Origin of the sequence: Psychrobacter sp. 1Y11 (genome assembly GCF_052259045.1) — a bacterium.
Lineage (GTDB): Bacteria > Pseudomonadota > Gammaproteobacteria > Pseudomonadales > Moraxellaceae > Psychrobacter.
In genome coordinates this window covers 40327-59370 of record NZ_JBQQER010000008.1, presented here as the reverse complement: position 1 = coordinate 59370, position 19044 = coordinate 40327, and the positions used below count along the sequence as shown (strand labels likewise).

Genomic DNA, 19044 nt, shown 5'->3' with positions numbered 1-19044 from the left:
CTCAAAATCTGTGCCTAAGCGAGTGGACATGATGTAAGTTACTCTTCACCAACATGTGAATTAAGTATCTTTTCATCTATCTGTCTTCTCGCTTTTTTGTGGAAAAATTTTGGCTGCAAGCGGTTTTATAACTCTTTGAATCAGTATAAATTATCAATTGTCCGCTGAAATAATACCCACAGATATAGTAGCGCATTCATCATCAATAGCGGAGGCAAATCCTTGAATTCATCGACGACAACACAAGCAATTTTGGCATTAGCAGATGGGACGATTTTTCGAGGTGTCAGTATTGGTAGTTCTGGTCACAGGGTCGGTGAAGTGGTCTTCAATACCGCGATGACGGGCTACCAAGAAATCCTAACCGATCCCAGCTATGCGCGTCAATTAGTCACCCTCACCTATCCTCATATCGGCAATACTGGTACCAACTCTGAAGACAGCGAATCTGGCAATACCAATACTAAAGTCTGGGCAGAAGGCCTGATCATTCGTGATGCCACTTTGTCCACCTCAAACTTCCGTAGCTCTGAATCATTAAGCGACTATCTAAAACGCAACGATACCGTCGCTATTGCTGAGATTGATACCCGTCAGCTGACGCGTCTATTACGTGAACAAGGCGCGCAAAACGGCTGTATCATGACGGCTTCTAACGGCCTTGAGATCAGCGCTAATGATGAGCAACAAGCAGTACAACTCGCAAAAGAATTCGCCGGTCTAAAAGGCATGGATTTGGCAAAAGAAGCCAGTCATCCCCAAGGTTTTGAATGGACGGCGGGTACTTGGGAGTTATCCGACACCTTGCTCAATCGTGATGCACCTGGTAGCCATGACAGCGGTACTGGTGGTTTTTTCAAACAACTGGGCACGCATATCGAGCACAAATATGACGTGGTCGCTTATGACTTCGGCACGAAGACCAATATCCTACGCATGCTCGTCGATCGCGGCTGCAAGGTCACCGTCGTGCCAGCGCAAACCCCTATCGAAGAGGTGCTGGCGATGAATCCAGATGGTATCTTTTTATCGAACGGCCCTGGCGATCCAGCGGCCTGTAGCTATGCTATCGATAGCGTCCGTCATATCATTGAAGAGACCGACATTCCAACCTTTGGCATCTGCTTAGGTCATCAGCTTGTCGGCCTTGCCAGCGGCGCCGATACGGTTAAGATGAAGTTCGGTCATCACGGTGCCAATCATCCGGTGCAAGATTTGGACACCGGCGCAGTGATGATTACCAGTCAAAACCACGGATTTGCCGTTGATGAAGACACCCTGCCGGATAATATCAAAGTCACCCATCGTTCACTTTTTGACGGCACCAACCAAGGCATTGAGCTGATCAACAAGCCGGTGTTTAGCTTTCAAGGTCATCCCGAGGCCAGCCCCGGCCCGCATGACGCCGCTGAGTTGTTTGCTAAGTTTGCGCAGATGATGGATAAGGCTAAAAATGTTTAAACTTTATGCCAAAGCTTTAATAGCGATAGCCTTTATCCTAAGTCTTTGGCTTCCAATTTCGGCACAAGCTAGCAATCATAGTTATAAAAACTCAAGCGAGGAGCAAATGCGACTTCAACAGCTTGCTCGGGAAGAGCAAGCTCAGTTGCAAAGTTCAAATAGAGAACGTTTAAAACAACAGAACGAAAAAACTAATTCATCTAATTTAGTTACTACCTCAGGATTAGATAAAGAGAAACAAATTGAAGAATTAGCAAAGACGCTAGTCTATATTTATAACGTTAAAGAATTTTTCGTTGATGTTTGGCAGAACCCAAAATCTCCGTATATTCGTATATTAGATTTTGATAAGAAAATTTGTATGAAGAATGAGTTTAATGAGCCTCAAACAATTCAATTATTTGAAGCTATTGCTAGAGATTATATTGAAAGTCAGCCTGCTGAGAAAAATCATAAAGATTTAAAATTACTAATTGATTCGGAGTTGAGCTATGAGCTACATAGCTTATCTCATGCTAGTTTAATAGGTGATGATGATTATCATTATATAATTCAGCTCCATAGTCTACAGAAACCTAAACTCGCAGTTGCTATAAGAGAAATTGTAAATAATCCTAACTATTCTGAGTTAGCAAAGCTCATCGCAGTAAATGTAAATTCGCAAAATACGGTCTTAGGACAAGTTTTAAACACTGCTGCTAACAAATGTGACTTTAAATTAAATAAGGTTGATTAAGTTAAATCTAGTAAATATACAAATATCTAAGAATATTAAAATCCCCACCCGCCAAAATAGGACAAATCTAAATGCCAAAACGTACCGACATAAAAAGCATTCTTATCATTGGCGCAGGCCCTATCGTTATCGGTCAAGCATGCGAGTTTGACTACTCTGGGGCGCAGGCGTGTAAAGCCTTACGCGAAGAAGGTTACCGCGTTATTTTAGTTAACTCTAACCCAGCCACTATCATGACTGATCCGGTCATGGCGGACGCCACTTACATCGAGCCGATCACTTGGCAAACCGTTGAGCAAATCATTGATAAAGAGCGGCCTGATGCGATTTTGCCTACAATGGGCGGGCAAACAGCATTGAACTGCGCGCTTGAGCTAGACCGAAATGGCGTATTAGAAAAATACGGCTGTGAGCTAATCGGCGCAACCAAAGATGCGATTGAGATGGCAGAAGACCGCGACTTATTTGACAAGGCGATGAAACGTATCGGTCTTGAATGTCCGCGCGCTGAAATCGCTGAAACTATGGAAGAGGCTTTTGCGACCCAAGAGAAAATGGGCTACCCGTGTATCATTCGTCCCTCTTACACTATGGGCGGATCCGGCGGCGGTATCGCTTATAACCGTGAAGAGTTTATCGAGATCTGCGAGCGCGGATTTGACTTATCCCCTACTCATCAGCTGCTTATCGATGAATCGCTAATCGGCTGGAAAGAGTACGAAACCGAAGTCGTGCGTGATAAAAACGACAACTGTATCATCATCTGTACCATTGAGAACTTCGATCCGATGGGTGTACATACCGGCGATTCTATCACTGTGGCGCCCGCGCAAACCTTGACTGATAAAGAATATCAAATTATGCGTAACGCCTCACTAGCAGTACTACGTGAGATTGGGGTTGAGACTGGCGGCTCTAACGTGCAGTTCGGTATCAACCCGAAAAATGGTCGCATGGTAGTGATTGAGATGAATCCTCGCGTCTCGCGTTCCTCGGCGCTAGCGTCGAAAGCCACGGGCTTCCCGATTGCCAAAATCGCTGCCAAACTAGCCGTAGGTTATACCCTTGATGAACTGCAAAACGATATCACTGGCGGCGCTACTCCTGCCAGCTTCGAGCCTACCCTTGATTATGTCGTCACTAAGATACCGCGCTTTAACTTTGAGAAGTTCCCGCAAGCGGACAACATTTTATCGACGCAGATGAAATCGGTCGGTGAAGTCATGGCTATCGGCCGTAACTTCCAAGAATCTATGCAAAAAGCACTGCGCGGATTAGAGACTGGCGCTGATGGTTTCGATGAGCAAATCGACTTAGCGGCAGTGAAACCAGAAAAAGCGCGTAGCGAGATTATTAATCGTCTAACAGTGCCTACTCCTGATCGTATCTTCTATATCGGCGATGCTTTTCGTATCGGCATGAGCGTAGAAGAAGTATTTAAATTTACCAACGTCGATCCTTGGTTCTTGGTACAAATCGAAGATATTATCAAAACTGAAGCTAGAGTCAAAGAGCTCGGGTTTGGCGATTTGAATGAGAAAAACCTGCGTAGCTTTAAGCGTAAAGGCTTATCTGATCTGCGTCTGGCTAAACTACTGGGTATCTCACAAAAGCAGCTACGCGCTAAACGTTGGGATTTGGGTATCCATCCGGTCTATAAGCGCGTCGATACCGCAGCGGCAGAGTTTGCAACCAGCACTGCCTATATGTACTCAAGCTATGATAGCGAATGTGAAGCTAATCCGACGGATAAGAAAAAAATCATGGTTATCGGCGGCGGCCCCAACCGTATCGGTCAAGGCATTGAGTTTGATTATTGCTGCGTCCATGCGGCCCTCGCTATGCGCGAAGACGGTTATGAGACCATCATGGTCAACTGTAACCCAGAAACGGTTTCAACCGATTATGACACCTCTGATCGCCTCTACTTTGAGTCCATCACTTTAGAGGACGTATTAGAGATTGTGCGGATTGAGCAGCCTGATGGCGTTATCGTGCAATTCGGTGGGCAAACGCCACTGAAACTAGCCCGCGCTTTAGAGCAAGCTGGCGTCAAGATCATCGGCACTAGCCCTGACGCTATCGACCGCGCTGAAGATCGTGAACGCTTCCAGCACATGATCCAGCAATTGAATCTAACTCAGCCCTCTAACGCGCTAGCCACTAGTCTTGAGGATGGCCTAATCAAAGCTAAAGACGTCGGCTATCCGCTAGTGGTACGCCCGTCTTACGTGCTCGGCGGACGCGCCATGGAGATCGTCTATAACGAAGATGAACTTAAACACTATCTGCGCACCGCTGTACAAGCATCTAATGAAGCGCCAGTACTACTCGATCGCTTCTTAGATGATGCGGTTGAGGTCGATGTCGACTGCGTTTGTGACGGCACCGATGTGGTCATCGGCGGTATCATGCAGCATATCGAACAAGCGGGCGTCCACTCTGGTGACTCGGCCTGCTCATTACCGCCTTATTCACTGTCAGATGAGCTGTGTGATGTGATGCGCGAGCAAACCATTGCCATGGCAAAAGAGCTTGGCGTCATTGGCTTGATGAACGTGCAGTTTGCAGTCAAAGGCGAGACAGTTTATATTCTTGAGGTCAATCCACGCGCCGCGCGTACCGTACCTTTTGTCTCAAAATGCATAGGTACCTCGCTTGCGCAAGTGGCCGCTCGTTGTATGGCGGGTACGTCACTGCAAGATCAAGGCTTTACCAAAGAGATCAAACCTGATTTCTATGCAGTAAAAGAGTCGGTCTTCCCTTTCGCTAAGTTCCCGGGCGTCGATCCTATCTTGAGTCCTGAGATGAAGTCGACAGGTGAAGTGATGGGTGTGGGCAAAACCTTTGGCGAAGCCTTTTATAAAGCGGTCATCGGTAGTAATGAGCGTCTGCCGGGTCTGCCTACTCAGGATGAAACCAAAACCGTCTTTATCTCAGTGCGTGATAGCGATAAAGAACAAATCGTCCCAGTCGCTCGTCAGCTACAAGACTATGGCTTTGAGATCGTAGCGACAACTGGCACACAAGCGGTATTGGCTGACAATGGCATCAACTGTAAGCAAATTAACAAAGTCACCGAAGGTCGCCCTCATATCGTTGACGCGGTCAAAAACGGCAAGATTGATTTGATCATCAATACCACTGAAGGCAAGCAAGCACAAGAGGACTCCTTCTCTATTCGCCGTAGTGCGCTACTAGGTAAGGTCTTCTATGTCACCACCTTAGGCGCCGCTGAAGCCGTTTGTAAATCTTACGCTATCGACTTGCCTTTCGATGTTTATAAACTGCAAGACTTGCATGCAAAAGCTAAGCCTGTTGCTTAATAGCGCTTGCAGCCTGTATTTATATACTATTGACTTGACAGCTTAAATTCAGTAGATTAGATACTATCGTAAAGCGTATTTTAAAAGTTTAACCGTTTTAAAAAAGCATAGTGGCATCACTGTTACTATGCTTTTTATTATGCTTTGATCAAGTGAGATCGGGACGTATTGAACTTTTGTTACCTAGCTTTTATTAACTCGCTTTATCCCCATATTATATTTCACACTCATTGCAACAACATAGCACCATCTCCTGACGAGATGGTGTGCTGTTATTGGTTTAAGGAAAAAACATGCAACGTTACCCTATGACTCCGCAAGGTCACGCCGCCTTAGAAAGCGAGCTCAAACAATTAAAAACCATTGATCGTCCACGCATTACCGCCGCTATCGCTGACGCCCGTGAGCACGGTGATCTAAAAGAAAACGCTGAATATCATGCTGCCCGTGAGCAACAAGGGTTTTGTGAAGCGCGTATCCGTGATATTGAAGCTAAGCTTGGCGGCGCTCAAGTCATCGATCCGGCAACCTTGAATAAAGAAGGCCGAGTGGTGTTTGGTGTCACCGTCGTTATCGAAAACGTCGATACTGAAGAAGAAAAGCAGTACCAGATCGTCGGCGATGACGAAGCGGACTTCAAAGCAGGTAAAATCTCGGTCAACTCGCCTATCGCGCGCGGCTTGATTGGTAAATTTGAAGGCGATGAAGCCCGTATTGAGACGCCAAAAGGCGTGGTTGAATACGAAGTGATGAAAGTCATTTATAGCTAATTTAGCTCAGCCTTAGCTTCTTCAAAACACCTCAACTGATTAAATCTTACTTAATCTTTTGAGGTGTTTTTATGCGCGTTATTATATTTTTAGAGCAGTAGATGCCCATTGATTTACTTTTGGCAAATTACACAATACTACTATTTAATCCGCTTATATTTAGCAGATAATCAGTTAACTTTTGAGCCAATAACGGTTTGTTTACTTTACTTTAAGGATTTTATAATGACCACGGACAGTATCATTAATAAAACGGTTTTCGCGGCTACGATGACAAGCTTAATGCTGTTACCTCTTAGCGCCAATGCCGCTGCTGAGATTACTATCAATCAACCCGCGACAGGCAGCACCACTGTCGTTGAGCAATACTCTGATGGCAATACGGCGACTATTACCGCCACCCCCAATGGCATCTCCATGCAAAATGGCATGCCTTATTCAGTGACGCAAGTGACTAACGTGCCGCGTTATACCGTCAGTCAAGGCTCATCGACTATCATTACCAAAGGTCCTACTACTCGCCAAGTCACCCAACAAATTGGCAATACGCCAGTGACGACAGTGACTACTCCCATCAATACTGCTGCCCAAGTGATGACGCCGGTGACAACAGCTTCTGTCGTTAATAATCAAATCGTGACCAACCCAGTCGTTACCAGTCAGACAGTAACCACTTTGGATACCCTACAACTGAACCCCACTTTCAACACCCCTGGTGTCGTTAATGCTCATACTAAGGTGATGAAAATCCTAAAAGACAGTAGCGGCCGAGATGTCGCGGTTCCTGCTAATAGTATCAAGCCTGGTGATATCATCGAATATCACACCACTTATGTTAATAATAGCAATCAGCCTATCAATGATGTGAATGCTATGGTTGCTCTGCCGAATGGCGTCAGAGTAGTGTCGCTAAACAGTTCACTGCCAACCCTAGCGACTACTGGCGGCGATAACTATCAGACTATTCAGCAAGTCGGTAATACTGTGACCGTGCAAGAAAATTATTCAGCTCTCAAGTGGAACTTGGCTAACCTGCCTGCTAACACGCCGCAAACGGTCGTGATACGCGCTAAAGTGCAATAAAATTTAGCTTGTAACACTTAAATTATGAATTTAAAGGTCTTAATTTTTAAGGCCTTTTTTTATGGATTATTATACGACAACAGTTGTCGTATACCTTTGCCAATTCTTCAATAATTACAGTGAGTTATCAACCGATTTGCTAAAATAGTTACCTATTAACGAATGGGTACTATAACTTATGGCAACCATCAATTATGACAGGCTTCAAGGTAAGCTCAATATCTTAGCGGATGCGGCTAAGTATGATGTCTCTTGCTCATCTTCCGCTGGCACCCGTAAAAACCAAGGCGGCGGCCTCGGTGACGCCTCAGCAACTGGTATCTGTCACAGCTATACCGAAGATGGTCGCTGCGTCAGTTTGTTAAAAATCCTCTTAACCAATCATTGCATATACGACTGCGCGTACTGCACCTCACGTAAAAGCAATGACACGCCGCGCGCCGCTTTTAGTGTCGAAGAAGTGGTTGATTTAACCATGCAGTTTTATCGCCGCAACTATATCGAAGGATTGTTTCTAAGCTCAGGCATCTTTAAAAGTGGCGACTACACCATGGAGCGTTTGGTTGAAGTGGCAAAGATACTGCGCACTCGTGAGCGTTTCAATGGCTATATTCATCTAAAAACCATTCCTGGTGCTTCAAAAGAGTTGCTATTAGAAGCCGGACTATACGCAGACCGTCTGAGCGTAAATATCGAGATTCCAACTAAGTCAGGATTGGCACTGCTCGCGCCAGAAAAATCACACGATGAGCTAAAAGCACCGATGGAGACGGTTAAAGAAGAGATCATCACTATCCGTGAAAGCCGTAAAACCCATAAAAAAGCGCCAAAGTTCACGCCCGCAGGTCAGACTAGTCAGATGATAGTCGGTGCTAGCAATGAGACTGATTTGCAAGTGATTCAGCTATCGAGCCACTTTTATCAGACTTATGATCTCAAGCGTGTCTACTACTCAGGGTATGTGCCGATGCTTGCTGACAACCGTTTGCCAGCGATTGGTACGCCGGTGCCTATGGTGCGCGAGAACCGTCTGTATCAAGCGGATTGGTTAATGCGTTTTTATGGTTTTGGCGCGCATGAAATCGTAGAGCCTGACTCGCCGTTTTTGGACTTGGACTGCGACCCTAAGCTTGCTTGGGCGATTCGTCACCGTGAGCACTTCCCTGTCAATATTCAGACGGCAAGCTACGAGATGATCGTGCGCATCCCTGGTGTCGGTACCAGAACCGCACGAAAGATTGTCAAAGCGCGCAAGTTTAATCAGATTACTTTAGAGCACTTAAAGAAAATGGGCGCGGCGGTTAATCGTGCCAAATACTTCATTGCAACCACCGGTAAGAACGAGCACTTAGCGCACTTGACCCGCGATAACTTCCGCCAATACGTGCTGGCACAGACGCAAACCAAGTATAAGGATCAGCGTAGTGGTCAGATGGCGTTATTCTAAAATAAGTATGTGCTGATTACTTCTAAAACTACTCTAAAGGATAACTATGTCGCAGCTTGCTTTAAAAGATAGCTTTGCCGTCGGTCAAATAACACCGAGTACACTGCTTTATGAGCCAAGCTTTGAGGGTTGGCTTAGCGCTGTGTATCAGGTTTATGAGCGTAAGCTGCAACATGACGAGGCTCTGCAGCTTATCGCTGAGGATCAATACATACCGTCGTTAATTAGTACCACCGCACACGTCACGACGGATGATGAGCAAGCTCAGCGCGTGCTTGTTAAGCTTAATAAGCGGCTTGGCCGCTCAGGGATGCGTCAAATCCTATGGGGTTTTTTATCGGAAAAGCCAAACATCGGCACCACCCTATTTCATATCGTTAAATATGCTATCGATCATCCCAAACGCAACGTTTTGGAGGACTTAGGGCATTTGGAGGTATTGGAGCTGGCGCAAACGGTAAAATCGGTACACCGAGAAAAGCACCGTATGGAAGCTTTTGTACGCTTTGAACATACCACTGATGATATTTACTTTGCCCGTGTTGAGCCTGACTTTAACGTACTGCCTATTATTGGTGAGCATTTTCGTCAGCGCTATCAAGACCAGCACTGGGCGATATACGACTTAGCGCGTGGTTATGGCATTTATTATGATATGAGCCAAAGCACGCCATCGCGTCCTGCTGAATTGCAAACCATTACTGATCTAGATGAGGCGGTGCTGCGTAATCCTGCTAGCATTCATAGCCCTAACGAGCAGCGTTATCAGCGGTTTTGGCAAGGCTATTTTACTAACGTCAATATCAAAGAGCGTAAAAACACGCGTTTACATAGACAACACATGCCGCAGCGCTACTGGAAATACTTGAGCGAAAAGCAAATACTGCCCAATGCCGACTATCTTGAGAAAAAAAGATAGCAAATGCGCTAGTGATTCTCAGCGCCTGTTTTTAATACTCGAATACCTTTTATCCTCAGCAATCTTTTTATAAGGTTGAGTTTTACTCTTTTTTAACTGACAATAGCAGCTTATCTTTTTGATACTGTCGACATTTTAACTTAAAGAGTTCTTGCTGCTATTATGATCGTTATGCGCTTATTATCTTCTTTAAAACACGATGAGTCCGAACGCGGAATCTTTCATCTTGGGCGCGCTTTGGTCAAAAACGACCACACCTCTATCATTGTTTCTAGCGCTAATGAAGATAACGAGCTGGTCAAGCGCCTAGAGCGCGATGGTAACTTATACCATCAGCTGCACATGAATAAAAAATCTTGGTTATCCTTGTTACAAGTTGCGCCGCTACGTCATCTGATTGAAAAGTATAATCCCGATATTATCCATGTGCACTCAAGAACACCGGCTTGGATACTACATTTAGCCCTCAAACGCGCCAAAGTCGAGCGCCGCCCAAAGCTTGTGTCTACGATGTATGGGTTTTACCCTATCAATAAGTACTCGCAAGCGCTACTAGATGTCGATACTATCATCACCGTCTCTGACAGCGTGACTAATTATTTAATCAAAGGTATTCGCCGTGAGCAGCTCGGACCTAAGCACATTAAGCGTATTTATCGCGGAGTAGATACGCGTCGTTACCCTTATCGGCATAACCCTTCTGTCTACTGGCTACGTCGCACCTTCGCCGAATACCCTGAGCTTGAGCACAAAAAGTGGCTGGTATTTCCCACCGTCATCGGTAACGAGTATGGTCAAGAGTGGCTTATCGATATCTTAGGTAATCTACAAGAGCAATTCCCTAACATTCATGCCATCATTATGGATGAAGATTACCGAGAAGGCGATGTGGCGCATGAGGATTTCCGTCAGCGCAGCAATACTTTAGGGCTGTCTGAGCGTATTACTTATGTGGGCAATAAGCGAAATGATATGCGTGAGTGGCTATCGGCAGCAAATATTGTCATGGCGCTTGCCAATCAGCCCGAATCTATCGGTATCAACGCCCTACAAGCCATTCATTTAGGCACGCCGGTCATCGGTTGGGATCAAGCCGCCTTTAGTGAGATTTTGCAGCCGCTCTATCCGCAAGGCTTAGTCAAAAAATATAACGCTAAAGCGCTTTGTAAAGTGGTGAGAAGCCAACTTGAAAGCGTTACCCGTCCTGAGATGACCAACAAATTTACCATGCGCGAGATGATTACAGAGACTCTTGGTATTTATCAGATGTTGCATGAAGATTCGTTAACAGAAGAGCAAGCAAAAATAAGTAAGCAATCTGATAAAAAACTAACCAAAACACTTAAGTCAGCAGCGCAATCTCTTAATAAACCCTCCGACCATCTCACTGAACAACAGCCGGTAAAAAAACGCGCTGAAAAAGGCTCCATATCTCTAACGAAGAAGAGTTAAAACCCTAAGATAACAGACTTTTTTTGTCATCATCATAAAAAAGAGCTTAACCTTATAAGGTGACGCTCTTTTTATTTCAAACGTATCAGTCCTGAATACGCTCATCGTCTTGTAAAAACACAGTGAATTTAAGTTATTCACTGGTTTAAATAGTACTAGCTAACAGCACTGCACCAGTATTTTATTGAGACGTATTCTTCAATACCGTATTTTGATCCTTCACGACCAAAGCCCGATTGTTTAACGCCGCCAAAAGGCGCTACTTCAGTAGATATCAGGCCAGTATTATGACCAACGATACCGTAGTCAAGCGCTTCGGTAACGCGCCATGAGCGCGCGTAATCGCTACTATAAAAGTAAGCCGCTAGACCAAAGATGGTGTCATTGGCTTTTTGAATGGCTTCGGCTTCCTCTTTAAAAGTAAAGATGGTGGCGACAGGGCCAAAGATCTCTTCAGAGGCAATTTCCATATCGGATGTGACATTGGTCACTACGGTTGGGTTGAAGCTTAGCTTTGAGGCTTCGTTGGTATCGCCACCGGTAACGAGCTTAGCGCCTTTATCGAGCGCATCTTGTAGTAAATTTTGCACCTTCTCTAAACCATCTTCATTGATGAGCGGGCCGATATCGACGCCTTTATTCATACCATTACCGACTTTGAGCGCTTCTACTTTTTTGGTAAAGATATCTAAAAACTTATCCTTAATGCTCTCTTGTACATAGATTCGGTTGGCACAGACACAAGTCTGGCCCGCGTTACGGAATTTTGAGGCGATTAGGCCATCGGCTGCGGCTTCTAAATCGGCATCATCGAAGACGATAAACGGCGCGTTACCGCCAAGCTCTAGCGATAGTTTTTTGATCGTTGGCGCACACTGGGCCATAAGCGTTCGACCTACTTCGGTAGAACCAGTAAAAGAAAGCTTTTTCACTCGCTTGTCACTCGTCAAAATCTCACCAATCATCGAGGATTTACCCGTGACTATCTGAATCACTCCTGCTGGAATGCCAGCCTGCTCGGCTAACACGCCAAGGGCTAATGCTGAAAAAGGAGTTTCAGTAGCCGGTTTAATAACCACTGTACAACCCGCAGCTAAAGCAGGACCGATTTTACGAGTAATCATCGCCGCTGGGAAGTTCCAAGGCGTAATAATAGCGCACACACCTACCGGCTGCTTGATAATCACATGACGCAATGAAGCTTTAGTCGCAGGTATAACGTCGCCATATACGCGTTTGCCTTCCTCGGCAAACCAGCGGATGAAGCTATTGGCATAAGCCATCTCACCGCGTGATTCTGTCAGCGGCTTGCCTTGCTCAGCGGTCATAAGTACAGCCAGATCTTCTTGGTTTTCATCAATCAGATCTGCCCACTTTTGTAACAGCTCACCACGCTCTTGTGCGGTTTTGGCGGCCCAAGAGTCTTGGGCTTTATCTGCACTATCCACCGCTTTGATAACGTCTTGTTCCGTGAGACTAGGGATAGTCCCTATAGCTTGCCCATTGAAAGGGTTGGTGACCTCAATAGTCGCCCCATCGCTCGAATCTTGCCAGCTATCTTTGATTAAGCATTGTTGTTTGAGCAGCTTTGGGTTAGAAAGGGTTAAATTATCTGACATTATGATTTTCCTTATTATTGCTTATAGTTGATATGTCGATAGCCGCACGCCGATGTGTTTTTATTTATAGATGACTATTTTATATACCAGAGTAACTGATTGTATTTGCATCAATGTCATTTAAAAGCGTATGACTTTGCTATTGTGAACGATCTAACTCATTATAAGAATATGAGGATAATGTTTACAACTGCCGCTAACACTTCTATTACCAATCATCCTGTCAGGTATAAAACTTATACAATGCCATCGGCTCGAAGCTTCGCAATCATCTCACTATCATAACCAAGAGCGCTCAACGTCTCATCAGTATGCTCGCTTAAACGTGGCGGCGGCGTGCGATAGCTGACTGGTGACTCTGAGAATTTAATCGGATTACCCAAGGCTCGAACTGGGCTACCTTGCTCGCTGAAATCAACCACCATCTCCCGCGCCTTAACTTGCGGCATCGCCAAAGCTTCGCTAATGTTATGAATCGGACCACAAGGTATACCCGCGTGACTGAGCGCTTTTAACCAATAATCGCGCGGCTGCTGAGCAAACTCTGCTGCCAGATGCTCACATAAAGCTTGACGGTTTTTGACTCGTTCAGGATTGCTCTTGAAGCGGTCGTCTTGCTGCCAGTCTTTCTCTAGCAGCTCAGATAATTTGGCAAACTGACCGTCGTTACCGCAAGCTAAAATAAAGTGCTGCTCCCCTGCGCCTGCAAACACTTGATAAGGCACGATATTAGGGTGTTGGTTGCCCAGTCTTGGTGGCACGTCGCCTGAAGCTAGATGATTCATCCCGACGTTTGCCAACATGGCAAGAGCACTATCTAATAGTGCTACATCAACATGCTGACCAAGACCGGTACGCTGCCGGGCCAGTAGCGCCGCTTGGATCCCAATGGTCAGCTGCAACCCTGCAAACAGATCCACCACTGCCACCCCGACTTTATGTGGCTCGCCATCACTTGGGCCTGTGATACTCATCAAGCCTGATAGCCCTTGAATGATGTAGTCATAGCCCGGACGCTTAGCATAAGGGCCTGTCTGTCCAAACCCCGTCAAAGATGCATATATAAGCTTTGGATTGTTGCGCTTGAGACTGTCATAATCTAGACCGTATTTTTTTAGACCGCCGACTTTGAAATTCTCCACCAAAATATCGCTACCAGCGATCAGCTGTTTGATAATCTCTTGACCCGCTTTGGTTGTGATATCAACGGTGAGTGATTTTTTATTACGATTAATGGTGGCATAGTAGGCTGATGTGTCGTCACTGAACTTAGGCGGCGCCCAGTGCCGTGTCTCATCGCCAACACTAGGACGCTCAACCTTAATGACTTCAGCACCCAGATCCGCTAGTACCTGCGTACAAGAAGGGCCTGCCAATACTCTAGATAAATCGAGCACTTTTATTCCTTGCATAGCACCTAACGAGTTATTATCTTTATCGTCCATATCTTTCATAGCATTCTCAGTATTTATTTTCACTTTTTATTCTAATTTTTAAACTCCAAAAATTAAAAAACGTACGCTAGTTTCAAGCCTGCCTATAACAGCCAAACCCTAACATACGTCAATCAAAATTTACTCTAAGCTTTCTATTTAACCGAGATAGCAAATTAGAAGAACGCTTGAATACCTGTTTGCGCACGGCCCAGAATTAGCGCATGAATATCGTGTGTGCCTTCATAGGTATTGACCGCCTCTAGGTTCATCATATGACGAATGATATGGAACTCATCAGAGATACCATTGCCGCCATGCATATCACGAGCCACTCGCGCGATATCGAGCGCTTTGCCGCAGTTATTACGCTTAATCAGTGAAATCATCTCAGGGGCAGCGTTGTCCTCATCCATTAGGCGACCTACTCGCAGTGCCGCTTGTAAGCCAAGAGCAATCTCAGTTTGCATATTGGCAAGCTTTAACTGTACCAGCTGCGTGGCGGCTAGCGGACGACCGAACTGCTTACGATCTAGTGTGTACTGACGTGCCGCTTTCCAGCAAAACTCAGCTGCACCCATTGAGCCCCAGGCGATGCCATAGCGAGCTTTGTTTAAGCAGCCAAAGGGCCCTTTTAGGCCGCGGATATCTGGGAATGCATTGGCTTCTGGCACGAATACCTTGTCCATCACAATCTCGCCAGTGATAGAGGCGCGTAGTGAAAACTTACCCTCAATCTTCGGTGCTGATAGACCTTTCATCTCTTTATCTAAAATAAAGCCGCGAATATCGCCTGCATCGTCTTTCGCCCAAACGACAAACACATCGGCAATGGGACTGTTGGTGATCCACATTTTATTGCCTGTCAGCTCATAACCGCCATCGACAGCACGCGCACGCGTTGACATAGAGGCAGGATCGGACCCTGAATCAGGTTCGGTCAAACCAAAGCAACCGACATACTCGCCTGAAGCTAGTTTCGGTAGATACTTCTCTCTTTGTTCTTCTGTACCGTACTCATGGATTGGATGCATCACTAGGCTAGATTGCACGCTCATTGCTGAGCGGTAGCCTGAGTCCACCGCTTCTACTTCCTTAGCGATCAGACCGTAAGCGACACTAGACAGACCTGCACAGCCATAACCTTCGATAGTCACGCCAAGCAAGCCCATCTCGCCCATTTGACGCATGATATTACGGTCAAAACTCTCATTGCGATTGGCCTTTAAAATGCCAGGCATCAGCTCTTTTTGGAAAAACTGGCGGGCACTTTCTGTAACCATCCGCTCTTCATCAGTCAGCTGATTACGTAATAAAAAAGGATCTTCCCAATCAAAGCTTGGGTTAGACTGCGTACGTACATTGGTAGGTGCTTGCATATTGCTTTCCTTGGCTTGATTGCACAATTTGTGAAGGGTTAACGTATAATATATGGAATAAACGACAAATCATAACAGTTAGTTTAATTTTAGTAGATAACAACCGTTAATTAAAAGCTATGTTTAAAAGATGGCAAAACTCTCGTAATCACGTTATTTATAGATATTCGCTTATACCCTCTTTGCTACCCCTTGAGATCTAGTGCTTGAAGTAGCACACCGTTACTTAACACTCATTTAGCCGTGGTAATATAGACGTATAATATTTTCACACCTGCTTTTGAGCAGTTATTTATTGTCATACTGTTGAGTCGCCCATGCCCCAATCTCGTACCAACCTAAACGCTGAACCGAAAGGGAGCTTTCCCTACCTTATTGGTCTATTGCTACGCTATAGTACTTTTGCCGCTGCTGCCTTATTATTTTTGGCAGGATTACTGCTGACCAATTGGTGGTTGATCATTATCGGTGGTCTACTAGTGGCTTTGGGTATCTATGATGTCATGCAATCCAAGCACGCTATCTTAACCAACTATCCGGTCGCTGGTCACGTCCGCTACGTCTTAGAGGATTTTCGGCCTGAAATCCGCCAGTATTTATTAGAAGATGATAAGGAGCAAGTGCCTTTTTCGCGGCAGCAGCGGGCACTGGTTTATCAACGCGCTAAAAATGTTAGCGATACCAATGCTTTTGGTACTTTAGATAATTTATATGCTCAAGGCAAAGAGTGGTTTTTGCAATCTGCCCTCAGTCATCCGCTAGAAAAACAAGACTTTCGCATTACGGTCGGCGGCGAGCGTTGTCAGCAGCCGCATGATATGTCGGTATTCAATATCTCAGCGATGAGCTTTGGTAGCCTCTCTGCCAACGCGATTATGGCGCTTAATCAAGGAGCCAAGATTGGCGGCTTTACGCACGATACCGGTGAAGGAGCGATCAGTCCTTATCATCGCAAATTCGGTGGTGATTTGATTTGGGAGCTTGGCACTGGCTACTTTGGCTGCCGTACTGCTGAAGGCAATTTTGATGCGCAGTCTTTTGCCGAAAAGGCAGTCGATCCGCAAGTGAAGATGATCGAAATTAAGCTATCTCAAGGCGCCAAACCTGGCAAAGGCGGCGTACTGCCAAGCGAAAAAATCACACAAGAGATTGCCGATACCCGGCAAGTACTTACAGGGCAAGATTGTGTTTCGCCCTCTTCGCATAGCGCTTTTAGTACGCCGCGAGAGCTAGTCGCGTTTTGGCAACAACTGCGCGACTTATCAGGCGGAAAACCTGTCGGGTTTAAGCTGTGCATCGGTCAGCCATGGCAGTTTATGGCGATTGTCAAAGCAATGATGGAAACCGACAATTATCCTGATTTTATTGTCATCGATGGCGCTGAGGGCGGTACGGGAGCAGCTCCCGTTGAGTTTATGGATAGTGTGGGGATGCCGCTTATCGATGGCTTCTTGTTCGTGCACAACACCTTAGTTGGTGCCGGTATCCGTGAGAAAATCAAGCTTGGCGTCAGTGGTAAGATTGTCTCTGGTTTCGACATTGCTCGTATGCTAGCGTTAGGTGCAGACTGGTGTAACTCCGCGCGCGGCTTTATGTTTGCCGTGGGCTGTATCCAGTCGCGCTCTTGCCACACCAATACTTGTCCGACTGGAGTAGCGACTCAAGACCCTTATCGCCAGAAAGCCTTAGATGTGCCTAGCAAAGCGGAGCGCGTTGCCAGCTTTCATAAAAACACTCTGAAGTCCTTGTCGAGTATCGTCGGTGCTGTAGGGCTTGAGCATCCCAGCCAGTTGCAGCCGTATCATATTGCCCGCCGCCTAGATGATGGGCAGATCAAGCTCTTATCAAAGTTCTTTTACTTCGCGGATGAAGGCGCGCTGCTCGATCATAGCGCCCGCGCCGATGTCTTCAATCAGATGTGGGTGATGGCTGATGCCGATACTTTCTTACCAGATAATGATGCGCTCATTGCTTATAATAAAGACTCGCGTGACAAGGGTAAGCAAAAAAAGCTAAAGCCTGAAAAAACGCTCGAAGATGTGACCGAAAATATCAACACCAATCTGAAAGAATAGTTATGTCTCTTAGCCTATCGACTACTCTTAACAGCCAAATACTCCTGCTTAGCGCTGCTTTATTATCAGCGACAGTGTTGAGCGCTTGTCAGCCTTTTGATGCAGATAAGTCTGATAAAATGGCGCAGGTTTGGACGTGTGCGACTGAGCAAACTCCCTTTAATTATAGTGCTTGTCGCATCGACAGCCAAGCACTAACTGGCGATCATTATCAGCTAAAATTATTTTGGCAAGATGCTAATAAACAGACGCTACTCACTTTTGACAAACTCATCGACACCTTACCCAGCACACAGTCCCTGACCTTTGCGATGAATGCGGGAATGTATAACGACAGTTATGCACCTATTGGTTATACGGTAATCGAAGGTCAAGAGATACGGGCGCTAAATCTCAAAGAAGGCGGCGGTAATTTTCATCTGCTGCCGAATGGCGTGCTGTGGTGGGATGAAACAGGTAAGCTACAAATCACTGAGAGTCAGGCTTTAGATGCCTTAATAAAAAATGACAAAGCTCAGCCTTGGTATGCTACACAATCAGGGCCGATGCTCGTAATCGATAATAAGATTCATCCTAAATTCAATGCTGATAGCCAGTCCTTAAAGTTTCGCAATGGCGTAGGCGTCTGTAGCGATGACAGCGTACAAATGGTCAATAGTGAAGAGCCAGTAAGTTTTTATCAGTTTGCTGAGCTATTTAAAGAAGAGCTGCGTTGCCCTAATGCTTTATTTTTGGATGGTGGTATCGCCTCAGCGCTTTATGCACCTAGCATCGACAAGCACGATAAAAAACAGATGGGCGTAATGATTGGCGTGGTTGATACTCAGTAAATACGTCAGATCTGAGTTATGAGCTAGATATAAGACCTTACCTATTAGCTTAACCGTTAGCTTTTTTGTACTTGGCACATCTTGGATACCAATTTATGCCAATCTTGCTTTAAGCAGAATTTATAAAATCTAATTTTTAGCGCGGTTTTTCTGCGATATAAGCGGCTGTTTTGCCATTTAAGCAAATGTTGTTCAATATTAGAGACAATATACGCTTCGCTAAAGCCTTTGTAATTGCTCGGATTAAGCACCAACAGATTACTCATACACACAGGCGCGACTTCGTAAAACAAAATGCGCTCTACCTCGTTAATAGGCAGATGAGCCACTTGTTTGGCGATATACTCATAGCTTATTTCATTATCGATAAATAAATCGGATAATGCCATCCATGCCACTTTTTTATCGCTAACTTCGCTCATAGGACCCCTTTACTATCGCATGATTCGTCAATGCCTTAGTTTAAAATTAGCACATCTATCCGCCCCTTAGTAGCTAAATTTTGCTACAATAG

Annotated in this window: 14 protein-coding genes; 10 read left to right on the top strand and 4 right to left on the bottom strand. The window is 45.5% G+C overall.

The features are described 5' to 3' along the window. Nucleotides 1-222 precede the first annotated feature (222 nt). The 8 genes from carA (at nt 223) to ACTXGJ_RS08625 (ending at nt 11194) form a co-directional block, all read left to right on the top strand. Entirely contained in the window at nt 223-1461 is a 1239-nt protein-coding gene (carA, locus tag ACTXGJ_RS08660; protein ID WP_439243902.1) for a glutamine-hydrolyzing carbamoyl-phosphate synthase small subunit, read from the top strand. Then, nucleotides 1454-2197: a hypothetical protein gene (locus ACTXGJ_RS08655; protein ID WP_439243901.1), complete on the top strand. Its 744-nt coding sequence runs from the start codon at nt 1454-1456 to the stop codon at nt 2195-2197. Before carA ends, ACTXGJ_RS08655 begins: the two co-directional genes overlap by 8 nt. Before the next feature lie 71 nt (nt 2198-2268). After that, the gene (carB, locus tag ACTXGJ_RS08650) at nt 2269-5523 is read left to right on the top strand and encodes a carbamoyl-phosphate synthase large subunit (protein WP_439243899.1); all 3255 of its coding nucleotides are present in this window, start codon (nt 2269-2271) and stop codon (nt 5521-5523) included. 293 nt (nt 5524-5816) lie between these two features. Further along, complete coding sequence (gene greA / locus ACTXGJ_RS08645) at nt 5817-6293, top strand: transcription elongation factor GreA (RefSeq protein WP_439243898.1); 477 nt, start codon at nt 5817-5819, stop codon at nt 6291-6293. A gap of 225 nt (nt 6294-6518) precedes the next feature. After that, nucleotides 6519-7376, top strand: a complete 858-nt coding sequence (locus tag ACTXGJ_RS08640; protein ID WP_439243896.1) for a hypothetical protein — start codon at nt 6519-6521, stop codon at nt 7374-7376. A 178-nt stretch (nt 7377-7554) separates the two neighbouring features. After that, nucleotides 7555-8823, top strand: a complete 1269-nt coding sequence (locus ACTXGJ_RS08635; protein WP_439243894.1) for a putative DNA modification/repair radical SAM protein — start codon at nt 7555-7557, stop codon at nt 8821-8823. 46 nt (nt 8824-8869) lie between these two features. Beyond that, nucleotides 8870-9742, top strand: coding sequence for a TIGR03915 family putative DNA repair protein (locus ACTXGJ_RS08630; protein ID WP_439243892.1), 873 nt, complete (start codon nt 8870-8872; stop codon nt 9740-9742). Nucleotides 9743-9904: 162 nt separating this feature from the next. Next, a complete protein-coding gene (locus ACTXGJ_RS08625) occupies nt 9905-11194 on the top strand; it encodes a glycosyltransferase (protein WP_439243890.1) in 1290 nt (429 codons plus the stop codon). 155 nt (nt 11195-11349) lie between these two features. On the opposite strand, the gene ACTXGJ_RS08620 is transcribed toward ACTXGJ_RS08625, so the two are convergent. The 3 genes from ACTXGJ_RS08620 to ACTXGJ_RS08610 all read right to left on the bottom strand — a co-directional run bounded on the left by ACTXGJ_RS08620 (nt 11350) and on the right by ACTXGJ_RS08610 (nt 15625). Further along, complete coding sequence (locus ACTXGJ_RS08620) at nt 11350-12813, bottom strand: NAD-dependent succinate-semialdehyde dehydrogenase (protein WP_439243889.1); 1464 nt, start codon at nt 12811-12813, stop codon at nt 11350-11352. 236 nt (nt 12814-13049) lie between these two features. Then, the gene (locus ACTXGJ_RS08615; RefSeq protein ID WP_439243888.1) at nt 13050-14267 is read right to left on the bottom strand and encodes a CaiB/BaiF CoA transferase family protein; all 1218 of its coding nucleotides are present in this window, start codon (nt 14265-14267) and stop codon (nt 13050-13052) included. Between the two features lie 155 nt (nt 14268-14422). Further along, on the bottom strand, nt 14423-15625 hold the full coding sequence (locus ACTXGJ_RS08610) for an acyl-CoA dehydrogenase (RefSeq protein WP_439243887.1): 1203 nt from the start codon (nt 15623-15625) through the stop codon (nt 14423-14425). A 317-nt stretch (nt 15626-15942) separates the two neighbouring features. Between ACTXGJ_RS08610 and ACTXGJ_RS08605 the strand changes: the two genes are divergently transcribed. Further along, the gene (locus tag ACTXGJ_RS08605) at nt 15943-17700 is read left to right on the top strand and encodes an FMN-binding glutamate synthase family protein (protein WP_439243885.1); all 1758 of its coding nucleotides are present in this window, start codon (nt 15943-15945) and stop codon (nt 17698-17700) included. 2 nt (nt 17701-17702) lie between these two features. Then, entirely contained in the window at nt 17703-18530 is an 828-nt protein-coding gene (locus tag ACTXGJ_RS08600) for a phosphodiester glycosidase family protein (RefSeq protein WP_439243883.1), read from the top strand. Nucleotides 18531-18586: 56 nt separating this feature from the next. Here the strand turns inward: ACTXGJ_RS08600 and ACTXGJ_RS08595 are convergent, their stop codons facing one another. Then, nucleotides 18587-18952, bottom strand: coding sequence for a DUF7079 family protein (locus tag ACTXGJ_RS08595; protein WP_439243882.1), 366 nt, complete (start codon nt 18950-18952; stop codon nt 18587-18589). Nucleotides 18953-19044: the final 92 nt, after the last annotated feature.

Excerpts from the sequence above, each read along its gene's own strand:
- ACTXGJ_RS08640 (WP_439243896.1), top strand. The coding sequence starts at position 6,519 with ATGACCACGGACAGTATCATTAATAAAACGGTTTTCGCGGCTACGATG.
- ACTXGJ_RS08600 (WP_439243883.1), top strand. The coding sequence starts at position 17,703 with ATGTCTCTTAGCCTATCGACTACTCTTAACAGCCAAATACTCCTGCTT.
- ACTXGJ_RS08655 (WP_439243901.1), top strand. The coding sequence starts at position 1,454 with ATGTTTAAACTTTATGCCAAAGCTTTAATAGCGATAGCCTTTATCCTA.
- ACTXGJ_RS08605 (WP_439243885.1), top strand. The coding sequence starts at position 15,943 with ATGCCCCAATCTCGTACCAACCTAAACGCTGAACCGAAAGGGAGCTTT.
- greA (WP_439243898.1), top strand. The coding sequence starts at position 5,817 with ATGCAACGTTACCCTATGACTCCGCAAGGTCACGCCGCCTTAGAAAGC.
- ACTXGJ_RS08630 (WP_439243892.1), top strand. The coding sequence starts at position 8,870 with ATGTCGCAGCTTGCTTTAAAAGATAGCTTTGCCGTCGGTCAAATAACA.
- ACTXGJ_RS08635 (WP_439243894.1), top strand. The coding sequence starts at position 7,555 with ATGGCAACCATCAATTATGACAGGCTTCAAGGTAAGCTCAATATCTTA.
- carB (WP_439243899.1), top strand. The coding sequence starts at position 2,269 with ATGCCAAAACGTACCGACATAAAAAGCATTCTTATCATTGGCGCAGGC.
- ACTXGJ_RS08595 (WP_439243882.1), bottom strand. The coding sequence starts at position 18,952 with ATGAGCGAAGTTAGCGATAAAAAAGTGGCATGGATGGCATTATCCGAT.
- ACTXGJ_RS08625 (WP_439243890.1), top strand. The coding sequence starts at position 9,905 with ATGATCGTTATGCGCTTATTATCTTCTTTAAAACACGATGAGTCCGAA.
- ACTXGJ_RS08610 (WP_439243887.1), bottom strand. The coding sequence starts at position 15,625 with ATGCAAGCACCTACCAATGTACGTACGCAGTCTAACCCAAGCTTTGAT.
- ACTXGJ_RS08620 (WP_439243889.1), bottom strand. The coding sequence starts at position 12,813 with ATGTCAGATAATTTAACCCTTTCTAACCCAAAGCTGCTCAAACAACAA.
- ACTXGJ_RS08615 (WP_439243888.1), bottom strand. The coding sequence starts at position 14,267 with ATGAAAGATATGGACGATAAAGATAATAACTCGTTAGGTGCTATGCAA.